This window comes from Achromobacter sp. SX5 (genome assembly GCF_056711425.1).
Genome location: NZ_CM160041.1, coordinates 4,893,230 through 4,908,647 on the forward strand (window position 1 = coordinate 4,893,230; position 15,418 = coordinate 4,908,647).

The 15,418-nt window shown below is 64.2% G+C and carries 18 protein-coding genes and 1 tRNA gene; 3 read left to right on the forward strand and 16 right to left on the reverse strand.

The features are described 5' to 3' along the window. Positions 1-61: 61 nt before the first annotated feature. Complete coding sequence (locus AC1M14_RS22845; RefSeq protein ID WP_102775439.1) at positions 62-595, reverse strand: RNA polymerase sigma factor; 534 nt, start codon at positions 593-595, stop codon at positions 62-64. Then, positions 592-1,224, reverse strand: a complete 633-nt coding sequence (locus AC1M14_RS22850) for an STN domain-containing protein (protein WP_111826374.1) — start codon at positions 1,222-1,224, stop codon at positions 592-594. The genes AC1M14_RS22845 and AC1M14_RS22850 overlap by 4 nt, the downstream gene beginning before the upstream one ends. 177 nt (positions 1,225-1,401) lie before the next feature. Here AC1M14_RS22850 and AC1M14_RS22855 point away from each other — a divergent pair, with 177 nt between their 5' ends. Then, positions 1,402-1,737, forward strand: coding sequence for a hypothetical protein (locus AC1M14_RS22855; protein WP_479730515.1), 336 nt, complete (start codon positions 1,402-1,404; stop codon positions 1,735-1,737). Positions 1,738-1,757: 20 nt separating this feature from the next. Here AC1M14_RS22855 and AC1M14_RS22860 read toward each other — a convergent pair whose 3' ends face one another. The 7 genes from AC1M14_RS22860 to AC1M14_RS22890 all read right to left on the reverse strand — a co-directional run bounded on the left by AC1M14_RS22860 (position 1,758) and on the right by AC1M14_RS22890 (position 8,148). Beyond that, on the reverse strand, positions 1,758-2,327 hold the full coding sequence (locus AC1M14_RS22860; RefSeq protein ID WP_479730516.1) for a hypothetical protein: 570 nt from the start codon (positions 2,325-2,327) through the stop codon (positions 1,758-1,760). 91 nt (positions 2,328-2,418) lie between these two features. Next, positions 2,419-3,333 (reverse strand): SMP-30/gluconolactonase/LRE family protein, encoded by a 915-nt coding sequence (locus tag AC1M14_RS22865; RefSeq protein ID WP_102775435.1) that lies wholly within the window; start codon positions 3,331-3,333, stop codon positions 2,419-2,421. Then, complete coding sequence (locus tag AC1M14_RS22870; protein WP_479730517.1) at positions 3,333-4,166, reverse strand: NAD-dependent epimerase/dehydratase family protein; 834 nt, start codon at positions 4,164-4,166, stop codon at positions 3,333-3,335. The genes AC1M14_RS22865 and AC1M14_RS22870 overlap by 1 nt, the downstream gene beginning before the upstream one ends. Positions 4,167-4,203: 37 nt before the next feature. Further along, positions 4,204-5,196, reverse strand: a complete 993-nt coding sequence (locus AC1M14_RS22875; RefSeq protein ID WP_102775433.1) for a TRAP transporter substrate-binding protein — start codon at positions 5,194-5,196, stop codon at positions 4,204-4,206. 31 nt (positions 5,197-5,227) lie between these two features. Then, positions 5,228-6,499: a TRAP transporter large permease gene (locus tag AC1M14_RS22880; protein WP_102775432.1), complete on the reverse strand. Its 1,272-nt coding sequence runs from the start codon at positions 6,497-6,499 to the stop codon at positions 5,228-5,230. After that, positions 6,496-7,086 carry a TRAP transporter small permease gene (locus AC1M14_RS22885; RefSeq protein WP_479730518.1) on the reverse strand — a complete coding sequence of 197 codons (591 nt, stop codon included), beginning with the start codon at positions 7,084-7,086 and terminating at the stop codon, positions 6,496-6,498. The genes AC1M14_RS22880 and AC1M14_RS22885 overlap by 4 nt, the downstream gene beginning before the upstream one ends. Before the next feature lie 126 nt (positions 7,087-7,212). Beyond that, the gene (locus AC1M14_RS22890) at positions 7,213-8,148 is read right to left on the reverse strand and encodes a 3-hydroxyacyl-CoA dehydrogenase family protein (protein ID WP_479730519.1); all 936 of its coding nucleotides are present in this window, start codon (positions 8,146-8,148) and stop codon (positions 7,213-7,215) included. Between the two features lie 142 nt (positions 8,149-8,290). On the opposite strand from AC1M14_RS22890, the gene AC1M14_RS22895 reads away from it, so the two are divergent. Next, a complete protein-coding gene (locus AC1M14_RS22895; RefSeq protein WP_479730520.1) occupies positions 8,291-9,184 on the forward strand; it encodes a LysR family transcriptional regulator in 894 nt (297 codons plus the stop codon). Positions 9,185-9,210: 26 nt separating this feature from the next. Here the strand turns inward: AC1M14_RS22895 and AC1M14_RS22900 are convergent, their stop codons facing one another. Continuing rightward, positions 9,211-9,606 (reverse strand): type II toxin-antitoxin system VapC family toxin, encoded by a 396-nt coding sequence (locus AC1M14_RS22900; protein WP_479730521.1) that lies wholly within the window; start codon positions 9,604-9,606, stop codon positions 9,211-9,213. After that, positions 9,603-9,842 carry a type II toxin-antitoxin system Phd/YefM family antitoxin gene (locus AC1M14_RS22905; RefSeq protein ID WP_168202226.1) on the reverse strand — a complete coding sequence of 80 codons (240 nt, stop codon included), beginning with the start codon at positions 9,840-9,842 and terminating at the stop codon, positions 9,603-9,605. The genes AC1M14_RS22900 and AC1M14_RS22905 overlap by 4 nt, the downstream gene beginning before the upstream one ends. A 23-nt stretch (positions 9,843-9,865) precedes the next feature. On the opposite strand from AC1M14_RS22905, the gene AC1M14_RS22910 reads away from it, so the two are divergent. After that, a complete protein-coding gene (locus AC1M14_RS22910; RefSeq protein ID WP_479730522.1) occupies positions 9,866-10,042 on the forward strand; it encodes a hypothetical protein in 177 nt (58 codons plus the stop codon). Here the strand turns inward: AC1M14_RS22910 and AC1M14_RS22915 are convergent. The 5 genes from AC1M14_RS22915 to AC1M14_RS22935 all read right to left on the reverse strand — a co-directional run bounded on the left by AC1M14_RS22915 (position 10,032) and on the right by AC1M14_RS22935 (position 15,152). Next, positions 10,032-10,107, reverse strand: a tRNA-Lys gene (locus AC1M14_RS22915). The genes AC1M14_RS22910 and AC1M14_RS22915 overlap by 11 nt on opposite strands. A gap of 68 nt (positions 10,108-10,175) precedes the next feature. Beyond that, positions 10,176-10,973 (reverse strand): MetQ/NlpA family ABC transporter substrate-binding protein, encoded by a 798-nt coding sequence (locus AC1M14_RS22920; protein WP_479730523.1) that lies wholly within the window; start codon positions 10,971-10,973, stop codon positions 10,176-10,178. Positions 10,974-11,018: 45 nt separating this feature from the next. Then, a complete protein-coding gene (locus AC1M14_RS22925; RefSeq protein WP_102775426.1) occupies positions 11,019-11,672 on the reverse strand; it encodes a methionine ABC transporter permease in 654 nt (217 codons plus the stop codon). Continuing rightward, positions 11,629-12,717 (reverse strand): methionine ABC transporter ATP-binding protein, encoded by a 1,089-nt coding sequence (locus AC1M14_RS22930; protein ID WP_102775425.1) that lies wholly within the window; start codon positions 12,715-12,717, stop codon positions 11,629-11,631. The genes AC1M14_RS22925 and AC1M14_RS22930 overlap by 44 nt, the downstream gene beginning before the upstream one ends. Positions 12,718-12,926: 209 nt before the next feature. Further along, entirely contained in the window at positions 12,927-15,152 is a 2,226-nt protein-coding gene (locus AC1M14_RS22935) for a glycoside hydrolase family 31 protein (RefSeq protein ID WP_102775424.1), read from the reverse strand. Between the last annotated feature and the right edge of the window lie 266 nt (positions 15,153-15,418).

The following is a 15,418-nucleotide window of genomic DNA, read 5'->3' on the forward strand; positions in this document are numbered from 1 at the left end:
ATCGTTCAAAAATAAGTGCTATCAACAGACCAGACGATTGACGGCGCAAAACCGGAACCGGTCATCGGGTTTTCTTCGGAACATCGCGAGCCTCCATGGCGGCCATGCAGGTTTGAGCGGCGGTCTGGATCTCGCGGCGCACCATGCGCGCCGAGATGCCCCAGCGGCGCGCCAGGCTTTCGGTATCTTCGCCGTGGACGCGATGTGCGATCAGCAAGGCGCTCTGGCGCGGCGGCATGTCCTGCAGCGCCCGCATCGCCGTGTCCAGGCGCTGGCGCGAAGCCAGGTCGCTATCCAGCCCCGGCTGCGCGCCGCGCGCCTGCTCGAACACGGCCTCGATCTCATCGTCGCCCAGCAGGCGGGCGTCGCTGCGGATGCGGTCGATCGCCACATTGACGGCGGTATTGACCAGATAGGCGTGCGGGTGGCGCACCTCGTCGAGATTGTCCTGCGACGCCAGGCGCACATAGGCTTCGTGCAACGCGTCCGAAGCCATGTCCGACGAGCCCCCGAGACGGTAGGCCACTTGCCGCCGCAAAGCGTCGTAACCCTGCGTGATCAGCTGCTGCAGGCGCTCCACCCCCTTCCTGCTCATCGCTGGCAGCCTCCCCACCGGGCGGCGGCCTGCGGCGACACCAGCAGGATCATGGGTTGCGCCAGGCCGGCCGGCGGCGGACGCAGGCGCGCCTGCGACAGGGCCTGGCGCACGACGGGCTCCAGCTCGGGCCGCGCCTGGACCCGCACGCGCAGGTCTTCGACGCGGCGATCCTTATTGATGGAGAAGCGCAATGCGATGCGTAGACGGTCGGCCTGCAAGCCAGGCTGCGCGCACAACACATGCAAGATGCTTTGCTGCAGGTATCCGTCATAGGACAGCGCCAGCACATTGCCTCGATCCGGCGCGGGCGCCTCTGCCTCCAACGGCACGACGGTGACCACGCCCGAAGACACCGACTGCGCGCGCATCTGCGTGCCCTTCAACAAACGGCTCAAACCCTCGGTCCGGGCATAACGGCCGCGAACGGACGGGCTGCGTTTGCCGCGCACCTGCTCGGTGTCAAAGAAAATCGACAGCCCCGTGATTTCGCCATAGCGCCGCAAGGCTTGCTCCAACGGCAGGGCCGGCAGATCGAACACGTGCGTCTCGGCCGACGCTTGCGCCCATGCCGACGCCCCGGCCGCCCACAGCATGACCGTCATCGTCAACAACCAGACCACGCGCATGGATGGCGGGAGCAGAGGAAAAAGGGGGATTGCCCAAGTGCTGGCATCGACAAAACAGGGGCGCGGAAAAAGGATGCAACATCTTGCAGCCGGCGCATGACATGAATCTTTCACGGCACGCCGCAGCAGGTAACACTACACTGTGTTCGCGCTCGGTAGCACTGAAGGAGCCGTTTCATGTCCGTTGCCCTTACGCCCAAATGGTTACTGCTGCTTGGCCTGGCCCTGCCCGTCGCGGCCACCGCCCAGCAGGCCGCCTCTGCCCGAAAGCCCGCCGATTCCGCCTGTGTCGATGTCGAGGTCAATGGCTATCGCGCCCTGTCGTACGAGTGCCTCAACGCCCAGATCGCGCCTGCGCCGAACGCGCCGCGCGACAACCCCGCGCTGGCGTCCCAAGACATCGTCTCGCGCCCCGGCAACCAGATCGGCCAGTTCAATCGCGCGGCGACGTCCAATCGCATGGGCAACACCTTCGGCGCATCGGCCCGGCCGCAGCGCCCGCCCCGCCCCTGACGTTCAAAGAAAGCGGGATCTCAGGTCGGAAATTCCAGGTTCAGACGCAGCGCCATCGGCTGGCGCATATCGCGCGGCGGCGGCGCTGACAACGGCTGTGCCGTCAATATCCGGTGCAGGTCCGCATCGGCCTGCGCATCGCCCAGGCTCGCGAACTCCACGCGATACACCTTGCCGTCCGCCGCCACCCATACCCGCACCACCAGCGGCCCCGGCGGCGTCGACGAGCGACTGTTCAACAGGCGATCCTGCATTTTTTCGTGCAGGCGCACCACGGCTTCGTTGTCGGGGTCGCTCAGCCAGGCCTGGAATTGGTTACTGGCCAACTGTGCATAGCCGATCCAATGTTGCGGCACGGCCTGCGCTTGAACCGACGGCGCCTGCGCCGCGATCAGCCCCAGCCCCAACAGCCCCTGCAACATCGCGCGCAGGCGGCGCCACCAGGCAATCACGCCCGGTCGGCGGGTCACGTCATGGGAAGTGGCACGGGTGCTGCGCATCTCGCTGAAGGCGACTGAAAAGAATGCGCGATTGTGACCGGCTGTTCTGACCGCGTGATGACGGCTCGAAGGGTCAAAGTGTTGCTGCAAATCCAGCCTGGGTGTGAAGATTCAATAGGTTGTATCGATGTCCTATCTCCAGACTCAAGATGGATGTATACAACCTCTTGACACTTCACGACTAAACGCCCGAATACATGACGCGGCCGGGAACCGGCATGGGCGCGGTCAGGATGGAACCCGATTCGGATTCGGTGATGTAGAGGGTCTTGCGGTCCGCGCCGCCGAAGGCGATGTTGGTCGTGAGCGCGCCGAGCGGGGAATTGATGCGCAGCATGGGTTCGCCGCGATGGCTGAAGAGCCATACTGCGCCCATGCCCACGTGCGCCACGGCCAGATTGCCTTCCTCGTCGATGGCCAGTCCATCGGGACCGCCACCGCCCGACATCTGAATGAAGGTGCCGACCTTGGTCACGCCGCCATCGCTAGCCAGCGGCACCCGCCAGATCGCATTGGCCCGCGTCACCGCCACATACAGGACGGACTCGCTAGGGTCCAGCACCAGACCGTTGGGGCTGGGAATGTTGTCCAGCAGGCATTCGACACGGCCGTCGGCACGGCGCCTGAATACCCGGCCGGTCTGGTCCTGCCAGCCAGTCAGGCCCTGGTCGGTGAAATACAGGTCGCCATTAGAAGCGAACACCAAGTCGTTGACCGCCTTGAGCCGTTCCAGATGTACGCGTTCGATGACGGGTTTGATTTCACCCGTCTCGGGATCGAGCAGGACGATGCCGCGCGCGTAATCCGCAATGAATATCCGCCCATCGCGATGGATTTTCAGGCCGTTGGGCTCGCCATCATAGTCGGCGATCAGTTTGAATCCGCCTTCCCGGTCGATCCGGAACACGCGCCCCCAAGGCACATCCACACAATACAGCCTGCCCTGCGTGTCGAAGGACGGCCCTTCCAGCAGCGAATGCGGTGGCTGGTTTCCCGGCTGGTAGCGATGCCACTCGGAAGTGCCTTCCGGCTTTCTGAACTCGTCGGGCAGGCGGGTGAATACCTGCGCCCGAATTGCGGGTGGTGCGGCGTACATCACGAGATCCTTTCGGTCGTACCGACGAATTCCAGCGGGCAATAGAAACCGCCGTGGAACTGCGCGGCGATGGGATCCTCCGGAATGTTCCTGGCCAGTATCTCGGCGGCAAACACTTCGGAGTCGTCCTGCGGCTGGTAGCCCAGGAATTTCACGTTGGAATTGTCCCAACGGTTGCGCAGATTGTTCGACACGCCATAGACCACCACGAAGTGGTAGGACTCGTGCTCGATGCAGCAGCGCGCCAGCTCGGCCATGTCCCGGTGGCTGATCCAGGTCAGCAACTGGCGGGACTCGCTCGGATGGTCGGGCGTGCGGAAGGTGCCGATCCGCAGGCACGCGACCGACATGCCGAATTTGTCCGCGTACATGCGGCCCAGCGCCTCGCCGAATACCTTGGACACGCCGTAGAGCGAGTCGGGCCTAGGCTGCACGGTGTTGTCGAGGAATTTCTCGCGCCTGTGATAGCCCACCGCGTGATTCGAACTGGCGAATATGACGCGCGGCACGCCCTGGCGGCGGGCCGCCTCGAATACGTTGTAGCAGCCGTCGATATTCAGCGGAAGAATATTTTCCCAGGTGTCCACGCCAGGTATGCCGGCCAGGTGGATGACGCAGTCGATGCCCTGCATGCAGCGCTCGACCGAATCGATGTCGCGCACGTCGATGGCGCAGATCTCCTCGCCTTCCCGGGCGGGCTCCTGTTGGGCGATGTCAGCCAGGCGCAGCAAGGCATACCGGCCGCGCAATTGCTCTCGCAGACATTTTCCTATGTTGCCGGCGGCCCCGGTAATCAGCACGCGCAGGCCTTCGGGTTTGGTGAAACACGTCATCGGACTGTCCATTTCCGTTTAAGGGTTGAACCGCGACTTACTTGCCGGCCTTTTGCTTGGCTGCCATCAGCGCATCATAAAGCTGCTGGCCGTCGGGCGCCTCGCCGATCAGCTTTTTCGCGACCGGCTCCGTCGCCTTCGCCAGCGAAGGCAGGTCGGAGGGATACACCACCGTCACCCCGCGTTCGGCCATGGTTTTCATACCGTCGTCATAAACCTTCTTGTAATAGTCCCGCGCATAGGCCATGGCTTCGTCGGCGGCTTCCCTGATCATCTTCTGTTCATCCGGCGAAAAAGAATCCCAGCGGGTCTTGGACATGATGAGCAGCGCGGGATGGATATTCACGTGCGTCATGTTGAAGTACTTCGACACCTCGATGAACTTGTCGGACACGAATTGGTCTGGCGTGGTCTCGCCGCCATCGATGACCTTCTGCTGCAAGGCCAGGTACAGCTCCGAATAAGCCATGGGAGTAGGCTGCGCGCCCAGCGCCTTGTAGCTTTCCACGTAGCCCGGAGACTGGATAACGCGGATCTTCATGCCTTTCAGGTCGGCCGCGGAATTGACCGCCCGATTGCCGAAAACATTGCGCTCGATCGCCGAGAACCAGCCCAGGCCGACCAGGCCGTACTTGGGCAGGATGTCGAGAAACTTGTCGCCCACCGGTCCGCTCAGGATTTCGTTGGCCTGTTGCACGTTGTCGAACAGGAACGGCACGTCGAAAACCAGGTATTCCTTGACCACGTTGTTCAGCGCCGGCTGGCCGGTGACGAACAGGTCGGTGGCGCCGGCCACCGCCCCCTGGATCATGGTGAGTTCGCCTCCGAGCTGCGAATGCGGAAACACCGTGATGTTGATCTTGCCCTTGGACTTCTCTTTCAGGATGTCGGCGAACTTCTGCGTGCCGACGTGGAACGGACTGTCCGTGGTCAGCGTATGGCCCACGTCCATGTTCAGCGCATAGGAAGGCGAGGCCAGCATCAGCGCGCCCAATATGCCCGCGCCGATCATTTTCTTGAATGCTTGCATTTTTTTCTCCGGATTTTCTAGTTCTGATTGCCTACAAGAACGCCGTACTGAGAGCGGGCACGTAAGAGATGATCAGGATGTCCACCGCCAGCACCGCAAGAAAGATGACCAGGTAGCGCGCCAGCTGGTGCATCCGCAATTGCGCGACCTCGCACACCACGAACAGGTTGACGCCCACCGGCGGCGTGACCATGCCGACCGCCAGGTTGGTGATCACGATCATGCCGAAATGGACCGGATCGATGCCGAAGCTCGCGCTGATGGGCGCCAGGATGGGCACGATGATCAGGATGGCGGCCAGCGCTTCGATAAACATGCCGACCACGAACAGCATGGCGTTGACCAGCAGCAGGAACACGACGGGACTGGAGGTGACCGAACCCAGCATGGCGGCCACGCGCTGCGGCACCTGGTTGATCGTCAACAGGTAGGCGAACACCGCCGCGAAAGCCACGATCAGCAGGATGATCGCGGACATCACCGCCGCACGCCCGAATATGCCCAGCAGATCCCTGGGCGCGATCTCCTTGTAGACGAACATCCCCAGCGCCAGGCCGTAGAGCACGGCGATACAGGAGGCTTCGGTGGGCGTGAACAGGCCGCCGTAGATGCCGCCCAGGATGATGACGGGCATCATCAGCGCCAGCGTGGCGTCGCGCAGGGCGACCAGCACGCCCTTGATCCATTGCGACAGGCTGACCGGGCGCACCTCGTCGCAGCCCTTGACGCTGGCGACCACGCAGACCGTAAGAATCAGCGACACGGCGATCAGGAGGCCGGGCAGAATGCCGGCGATGAACAGCGCGCCAACCGAGACGTTGGCGGTCAGTGCGTAGACGATCATCGGGATCGAGGGCGGAATGATGGCCCCCAGCTCGCCGGACGAGGCCGCGATCGAGGCGGCGAATGCCCGCGGATAGCCCTTCTTCTCCATTTCGGGAATCAGAACCGACCCGATCGCGGCGGTCGTGGCCGACGACGAGCCCGACACCGTGGCGAACAGCAACGACGTCAATACCGCCACCGCGCCCAGCCCTCCCCTGATCCAGCCCACCACGGCGTTGGCCAGCTGGACCAGGCGGCGCGCGACGCCTCCCGACTGCATCAGATGCCCCGCCAGGATGAAGAACGGCACGGCCATCAGGCTGAACGAATCCAGCGACTGGAACGCCATCTGCACCACGATCAGCAACGAACGGTCGCCCGACTGCAGGGCCATCGCGGCCGACAGACCCAGCGCCGTCATGATGGGCGCGCCGATCAGCATGATCGCGAAAAACGACAAGCCAAGGACGGCGATCATAGTGCCCCCTCGATACTGTTCTTGATTTCCATGGCCTCCGCCATTTCCGCCGACTCCGAGGACTGCGCCTGCACGTTCAGCAGTTCCCTGACGGCGTTGGTGAGGGTGTTGGCGCACATGAGCACGCAGCCGACGGCCATCAGCGCATAGACGTAGGCCATGGGCAGTTCCATCGCCGGCGACCACTGCTTCAGACCGAGTTCGATCAGCCTGGCGGACTTCCACACCAGCAGCAACGCCAACGCCAGAGTCAGCAGATGCGACAGCAGCCGCAGCCAGCGGGCGACGGATTCCGGCACCATGCTGACGAACACGTCCACGCCGATCAGGCGCAGATGATAGGCCGCCACCGCGCCGCCGATGAAAACGCTGCCCACCATCAAGTAGCGAGCAAGCTCCTCGGCCCAGGGCGCGGACAGCGGAATGCCCGTGTAGGTGTAAAGCAGCCGGGCGAACACCGAAACCGAAATGGCCACGATCATGCCCAGCAAAAAAAGCCCGGCGCATTTTTCGGCAACATTGTTCACGGATGTCATGAAGCGCTGCAGCGCCAGAAACCTCTGGTGCGAGGGGGAGCGGCCAGTCATGATGTGCCCCCTGCTTTTCTGTCTCGTTTCATTACCCCTCCTCCTCGCTTTGAAGCGAAATCTGCATTGCAGATCGTGTTATCGGCGCTATTTTTTTATTTACCGCGAGCGTTCGGACTGAACAATTTACTGGCCGGCCTCTTCCTCCTGGAGAATGCGCGCGGCCTTGATCAGGGCGGCTTCGTAGCGTTTCTGCTCCACGGCCACCTGCTCGGGCGTCCATTGATAGAAACCGCGCAGCGACGCCGATTTCACCCCCACGTTGCCGTCGGCCACCAGCTTGCGCATATAGGCGCTCGGTTCCTGGTCGGTGCGCAGGTAGGGATACATGGTGGTCGCCGCAGCGCAATGGATATCGATTCCGGCCAGGTCTTTCTGCAGCAGCGGACCGGCCGCGATATAGCGGAAACCGAAGCCGTAACGCACCGCGGCGTCGACGTCCTCGGCCGAGGCGAAATCCTCTTCGACCAGCGCAATCGCTTCGCGCATCAAGGCATGCTGAATACGGTTTGCCAGGAATCCCGGAATATCGCGCTTGACCCGGATCGGCTTCTTGCCGACGGCGCGCATGATCTCGCTGACGCGCGCGGCCGTCGCCTCGTCGGAAACCTCGCTGCGGATCACCTCGACGGCCGGCACCAGGTGGGCCGGCATGAAAAAATGCAGGCCCAGCATGCGCTGCTGCGTCGCCAGGCCGGCACCGATCCGGCTGATCGGAAAACTGGACGAATTGCTGGTCAAGGGAGTCGGGGCCGGACACAGCGCCTCGAGTTCGGCGAATACCGCCTGCTTGAGCGCGAGGTCCTCGAATACGCATTCGATGACGATATCCACGCCCACCCAATCGACCTGAGCAAGCGCACCATATACGGTCGGCGCGCTCACGGCGCCATCGGCACCCAGCGCGCGCGCGGCCGCATCCACCTTTCCGGGCGCCGCCAGCCGCGCCGATGCGTCGCTCTCGACCACGTGCGCGGCCCAGCCAGCCACGCTGAACATGGCCGCGACCGCGCACCCCATGGTCCCTCCTCCCACCACAACAACCTTATTGACGCTGCTCATTTTTTTTCCTGCCTGCAGGTTCGGTTAAGTGCTGGATCACAATGTACCGACATGCGTACGATTGGTAAAATTCAAATAAGCGAATAGAGTTTTTAAAAAAACCGATAGTTCAAGCTATCGGCTCCACCGACGGAGTCAGGCCATGCTGGGTGATCTCAAGCAGCTACGCGCGTTTCTCGCCATCGCCCGCCTGGGCAACTTCACCCGGGCCGCCTACGAACTCAATATCTCCCAATCGGCGCTGACCATACAGATCCAGCAGCTGGAATCGCATCTGTGCACACAGCTTTTCGACCGCAACCGCCGCTGCGTCAGCCTGACGCCGCAAGGTCTGGAGCTGTTCCCCCGGATCGAGCGCCTGGTGAGCGACATCGAAGACCTGGTCACCCACGCGCGCGACACCAGTGACCCCGACCGCGGCGCCGTCACCGTGGCCGCCCTGCCCTCGCTGGCCGCGAGCGTGCTGCCCCACGCCATCCGCAGGCTCAACCGCGACTATCCGCGCATCACCGTCCGCATCCGCGACACGGTCGCCTCGCGCCTTACCTTCATGATCCGCAACGGCGAGGTCGATTTCGGCGTGGGCAGCCCGGTCAAGCGCGACCCTGAACTGGTCTGGGAGAAATTGATGACCGACCGCTTCTGCGCGTTCGTCTCGCTGGACTATCCGTGGACCACCCAAGACACGGTCACGCTCAGCGACCTAGCGGGCCCGCCGCTGATCCTGCCTGTCAGAGAAAGCAGCATCCGCATGCATATCGAAGCGGCCGCCGACAAAAAGAAAATACTGCTGCCTGCCGCCTACGAGGCGGTCTACAACTCGACGATCATGGCGATGGCGGCCGAAGGCCTGGGCGTGGCCATACTGTCCGAACTGGTGGTGCGCGGCGGCGACACCAGCCGCCTGCGCCGCATCTCCATCGACAACCCGCCGCTGTATCGCGATATCGGCATCCTGCGGCGCGCCGGCAGGTCCCTGTCGCGACCGGCCGAATTGCTCATGAGCACATTAAGAGAAGTCGCGGGCAAGGATTGATACGGCGCGCCCTAATGGAGGGTGCCTCACCAGATAGTCTGAACGTGAGGGTAATCACGAATCTTCATATCAGCAGAGATCAGAGGGGCCGAATGACGCCGCGCCGTGGCCACGATGATGCGGTCCGCCGGGTCCTTGTGAAACTCTCCGGGCAGCTGGACAGATTGGATCGAAATGCCGACATCCACCGGAACGAACCGGATTGCGCGCACCTGGGCGACCGTATCCAGCCAGGCCTCGGCCTCCATGGTCAAAGCCAGACGCCCGGCCTTGGCCAGCATCGCCACTTCCCAAGCGCTGATGGCCGAGACCAGGATTTCGCCATCCTGGGCCTCTGCCTCGATGGCGTCGCGCGCGGTGCGGCTAAGCTGCGGATCGCCCGCCGCCCACCAGATCAGCACATGGGTGTCCAATACGATCATTGCGCTGCCTCCCACACATCATCGCCGACGGGAGACAAGGGATCGTCGAACCGCAAAACGGACCCGCGCAACACCTCGAGCGGGTCCCGTTGCGGCGCCGCCCGATAGGGCCGGATTTCCAGCGCGGGCTTGCCGTGGTCGGTTACGACAATGGGCTCGCCCGTCGCTTCGACCTGCCGGAAAAGCTCCAGCGCCCGGGCCTTGAACTCGGTTTTCGACACGTGCAGGGTCGACATGACGGCCTCCCATGGATGGATGGATGATGCCGTTCATCTTATCAAAAATGACCATTGAAAATAGTCATTTCATGGATGGCGGGCTCGGCTGCCGCTTTCGTTCACTACAGGCGAAAAAAAAGCACCGCGATTGCTCGCAAGTGCTTGATTCTCTTCTGCCTTCTTCTGCCTTCCTAAAAAAGGAAGGGGTGGTGGGTTGAGCGAGACTCGAACTCGCGACCAACGGATTAAAAGTCCGCTGCTCTACCGACTGAGCTATCAACCCGACCGAAGCCAGACATTATGGCGTGTTACGGGAAGTTTGTCAAAAAAATGATTCCCGACTTGCCGTGCTTACCAGGCCGCGACCACGGCGCCCTTGTACTTGGTCTCGATGAATTGCTTCACGGCCGGGCTGTGGTAGACGCTGACCAGCTTGGCGAATTCGGGACGGTCCTTGTCCTTTTCGCGCACCACCAGCACGTTGGCGTACGGCGAGTCGGGCGATTCCTGGGCGATGGCGTCCTTGGCCGGGTTCAGGCCGGCTTCCAGGGCGAAGTTGGTGTTCACGGCCGAGGCGTCGGTGTCGTCCAGCGAGCGCGGCAGCTGGGCGGCGTCCAGTTCGATGAAGCGCAGCTTCTTGGGGTTTTCGACCACGTCGATCGGGGTCGCTTTCAGGCCAACGTCGGGGCGCAGCTTGATCAGGCCGTTGGCCTGCAGCAGCAACAGGGCGCGGCCGCCGTTGGTGGGATCGTTGGGCAGCGCGAAGCGGGCGCCCTCCTTCAGCTCGGACAGCGATTTGATTTTCTTGCTGTAGATGCCGATGGGGAAGATCACGGTCTTGGCGATGCTGGCCAGCTTGTAGCCGCGGTCGGCGTTGGCGTTGTCCAGGTAGGGCTGGTGCTGGTAGCTGTTGGCGTCGAGGTCGCCCGAGGCCAGGGCCACGTTGGGCTGCACGTAGTCGGAGAATTCGATGACTTCGATCTTCAGGCCCTGCTTGGCGGCTTCCTGCTTGACCACGTCGAAGATCTGGGCGTGCGGGCCGGCGGTCACGCCGATTTTCAGCGGCTTGTCCTGGGCCAGCGCGGGCTGGGCGAATACGGCGGCGCCCAGGGCGAACGCGGCCAGCGACTTCAAAACCTTGATGCTCATGTTGCGTGTATCCCGAATATCGGAAGTGGGGGGGAAGAAAATCGCTCAGCGGTGCGAGATGCGGCGCACGTAGCGGTCGCCCAGGCTCTGCACCACCTGGACCAGCACGATCAGCACGATGACGACCGCGGCCATCACGTCGGACTGGAAACGCTGGTAGCCGTAGCGGATGGCCAGGTCGCCCAGGCCGCCGCCGCCGATGGCGCCGGCCATCGCGGAATAGCCGATCAGGCTGACGATGGTGACCACGGTGGCGGCCACCAGGCCGGGCAGGGATTCGGGCAGCAGCACCTTGAGGATGATCTGCATGGGCGAGGCGCCCATGGCGCGCGCCGCGGTGATCAGGCCCGGATCGACTTCGCGCATGGCGTTCTCGGCGATGCGGGCCATGAACGGGATGGCGGCGACCGACAGGGGCACGATGGCGGCGGTGGTGCCGATCGAGGTCTGGGCCACGAAGCGCGTGAACGGGATGATGGCGACCATCAGGATGACGAAGGGCACCGAGCGCGTGGCGTTGATGATGGCGCCCAGCACGTGGTTGACGGACTGGTTTTCCAGCATGTTGCCGCGGGCCGTCACGGTCAGGACCACGCCCAGCGGAATGCCGACCACCACCGCGATGGCGCTGGCCACGCCCACCATCAGGAGGGTGTCAAGCAGCGACGTAATAAGCAGGTCGATCAGTTGCGGGCTCATGGGCGATTTCTTCTACGGAGATGTCACGGGCGGTCAGGGCGGCGATGGCGTCCTTGACCGCGGCGGGCGCGCCCTGGGCCAGCACGAACATCGTGCCCACGGCCACGCCCTGGATGTCTTCGACACGGGCCTGGATCAGGTCCACGTCGAGCGAATGCTGCTTGGTCAGGTCGGACAGGAACGACCCGGATGCGTCGTTGCCGGTCAGCGACAGGCGCAGCAGGCGCAGGGCCTGGTCCGGCTTGGCCGCGGCCAGCGTCTCGATGCGCTGCCTGACCGCCGCCAGCGTGGCGTCGGTCAGTTCGGAAGCGGTGGCGGCCGAGACCATGGCGCGGGTCACTTCATGGCGCGGCTGCGCGAACACTTCGCGCGTGCTGCCCATCTCGACCACTTCGCCCTGCGACAGCACGGCCACGCGGTCGCAGACTTCGCGCACCACTTCCATCTGGTGCGTGATCATGACCACGGTCACGCCGGTCTTGCGGTTGATGTCGCGCAGCAGGGCCAGGATGTTGTGCGTGGTTTCCGGGTCCAGCGCCGAGGTGGCCTCGTCGCTCAGCAGCACGTCGGGGTTGTTGGCCAGGGCGCGGGCGATGCCGACGCGCTGCTTCTGGCCGCCGCTGATCTGGCTGGGATAGCGGTCGCGCAGGTGCTCCAGGCCGACCAGCGCCAGCAGGCGCTCGACGCGCGCCGGGATCTCGGCCTTGTCCACGCCGGCGATTTCCAGCGGCAGCGCCACGTTGCCGTACACCGTGCGGCGCGACAGCAGGTTGAAGCCCTGGAACACCATGCCGATGCGGCGGCGCTGGGCGCGCAGCTGCGCCTCGGACAGGCCGGTCAGGGGCTGGCCGCCGATGGCGATCGAACCTTCGTTGGGCCGCTCCAGCAGGTTGATGCACTGGACCAGCGTGCTTTTGCCGGCCCCGCTGGGGCCGATGATGCCGAAGACCTCGCCCTGCGCGATGTGCAGGTTGATGCCCCGCAGCGCCTGGAATTGTCCATGCGGCGTGGCATAGGTCTTGGATAGGTTCTCGATGTGAATCATGGCAAGCGATTTTGTATCTTCTCTCTTCTAAAGAGAACGACCGTTTTTTCCATTTTTTATAACTTTAAGTAATATAAAGGCCCGAATCCGCGCTTGCCGGCCCTGCGGCAAGTGTCCTTCATAAAGGCGGAAATGGGCAGCCGGGAAGGAATGTCCTCCTGACTGCCCATCTGCTTTCCGGACCGCCTCCGTGGAGGCGGGCCCCGCGATCAACGTGCGCGCGAGATGCGGACCTCGGCGCCGCGGCGCTTGACTTCCAGCCCCTCGGACGGGGAAATGCGCAGGCCTTCCAGACCCTTGATGTAGCTGGAGCCCTGCATCTGCATCACGCGGATCTTGTTGCGCATGACGACCGGATTGTGCACCGGCATGCCGAACATCCAGACCTCGTCGAGGATACGGGCCGAGTTGAACTCGCCCGTATGCTGCGCGGCCGGTCCCAGACAGAGCATGTGCCCCTCGCGGCCGAACACCGGGAACTGGCCGAAGTCGCAATCCATGGTCCAGGTGGTGCCGCCTTCGTAGCGGTGCCCGGTGTTCAGGTCCCACCAGGCCTCGCCCTTGGGCAGGTATACGCGGACCTGCTTGCCGGGCTCGGTCACGGGGGCCACCAGCAGCGCCGGGCCGAGCAGGTATTGCAGGTCCCAGTCGTGGGCATGGGGATCGTTGGGGAACGACATGGCCATGGAGCGCTGCACCGGCAGGCCGGTGCGCGCCGAATCCTCGATGGCGCCCAGCACGTAGGGCACCAGGCGGTAGCGCCATTGCAGCCAGGTCTTGGCGTGCCCCAGGATCTCTTCGCCGAAGTCCCAGGGCATCAGGCCTGCCACGCCCTGGAACGAGAAGTTGGACGAAAACACGCCGGCGGTCAGCCAGCGCAAATAGAGTTCGGGCGTCATGCCGGCGCGGTCGCGCGAGGCCGAGCCGATGCCGTGCACCTGCACCGGCACGCCGCTGGCGCCGATGGACAAGGCGGTGCGCAGGGTATGGCGCAGGCCTTCCCAGCTGTTCTCGACCTGCGGCCCCACCTGCCACGGCAGGCGCTGCGCGGCCGGGAACAGGTCGGCGCTGGGCACCACGCCCTCGGGCGGGACCTTGAGGCCGGCGACCGCGTCGAACAGCGCGCGGCGCACCAGGAGCGGGTACATGCTGCGCAGCGCCGGGCCGGTTTCGCCGTTGCGGGCGCTCACGCCGTCGGGAATGGCGATCTGGGCGTCGCACGCGGGCGCGTCCAGGCCGTCTTCGACCAGCTGGCGATGGCGCTCCACCCACAGGTTATAGATGTCGCGGTAGGTCAGGTCCAGCAGGCCGTAGGGCTGCCCCGAGGTGGCGGCGTTGCCGTCGAACACCTGGGCCGAGCCGTCGTCCCTGGTCAGCAGCCAGCCGCGGTCTTCCAGTTCCTCGAACAAGGGGCTGGTCTTGAGCACGCCGGGAAAACCGGAGGCCGCGACGTGCACGTTGTGCTTGTGGAAGAGCGCCAGCATCTGCTTGGCGTCCGGGAAGCGCTGGGCGTCCCATTCGAATACGGTCTTGTCCGCCTGGAAGCCCCAGGCCGCCGGCTGCGCCAGCGTCACGGCGTCGACCGGGATCTGGTTCTCGCGCATGCGCGCCACCAGCGCCACGGTCTCGGTCGGCATTTCGCCCGAGGCCTGCTGCAGCCACGCGCCCATCGCCCACAGCGAGGGCTGGCCGGCGCGGCCGGTCAGCGCGGTGTACTGGTTGAGGATTTCGCCCGGCTCGCCGACGAACAGGAACAGGTCGAGGACGGCGTCGTCCAGCGTCAGCACGTAGGCGGAATCGGCCGGCGCGACGCCGACCGAGTGCTCGACGCGGCGCATGGAATTCACATAGAGGCCCCAGCCGCGCGGGCTCCAGGCCAGCGGCAGCGCGCGGTGCTCCGGATCGTCGGACACCACGGACTCTTCGCGGCGGTTCAGGTCGCCCGGGGTTTCGCCCAGGCCGTACACGCGCTCGTCGGCCTGCAGCGTGAAGCCGGCCGTCCAGACGGCGTCTTCGGCCTGGTCCAGCGCGTTGTGCCCGAACGCGGGCGTATGCGCGGAGACCTCGGATTCCAGCACGCGCTCTTCGTTGCGGTAGAGCGCCACTCGCACGGGGTTGGACAGCAGCTCCAGCACCACGTCGCCCTGGGCGATGCGCCAGCCGTCGCCGTCGTCGCGCGGGGCGACGGTGGCTTCACCCACCGCTTCCTGGCGCGCGAGCAGCATCTCCGCCACGGCGCGGGCGCGCGCAGTGGGCTTGTCATCGGTAAGGTGATTCGCCTCGCCGCAGCGCAGGCGGAACACACCAGGCGCATGCGCCTCGACTACCAGGTGCAACCCATCGCCCGCGTCGAAATCTATGCGACTGGGACGGGACGTCAGCAGCTCGACGGTATCGAGCTGGGTAGTATGGGCAAAGTCGAACTTGGGCGGCACAGAGCATCCCCCGGCTTAAGCCAAAAACCATCAAAAGACGCTATTTTGACGGATTTGGGCTTTGAAATAAACTCGGTCCCTCTTTTGGACGGCCATATCGTCCAAAAAAGGGGTCTAAAGCCCCCGGTCATCGCCCACGGGCGGAATGCCTGCCGGGCCCTCGACGCGCCGGGTGTGGCACCAATTCCGGCCCAATTGGCGTCAAATCCTGGCAATTCCAGCATTCTACGCCACCGTCCCCGTGCGCCCCGCCCTGCGTCCCGACT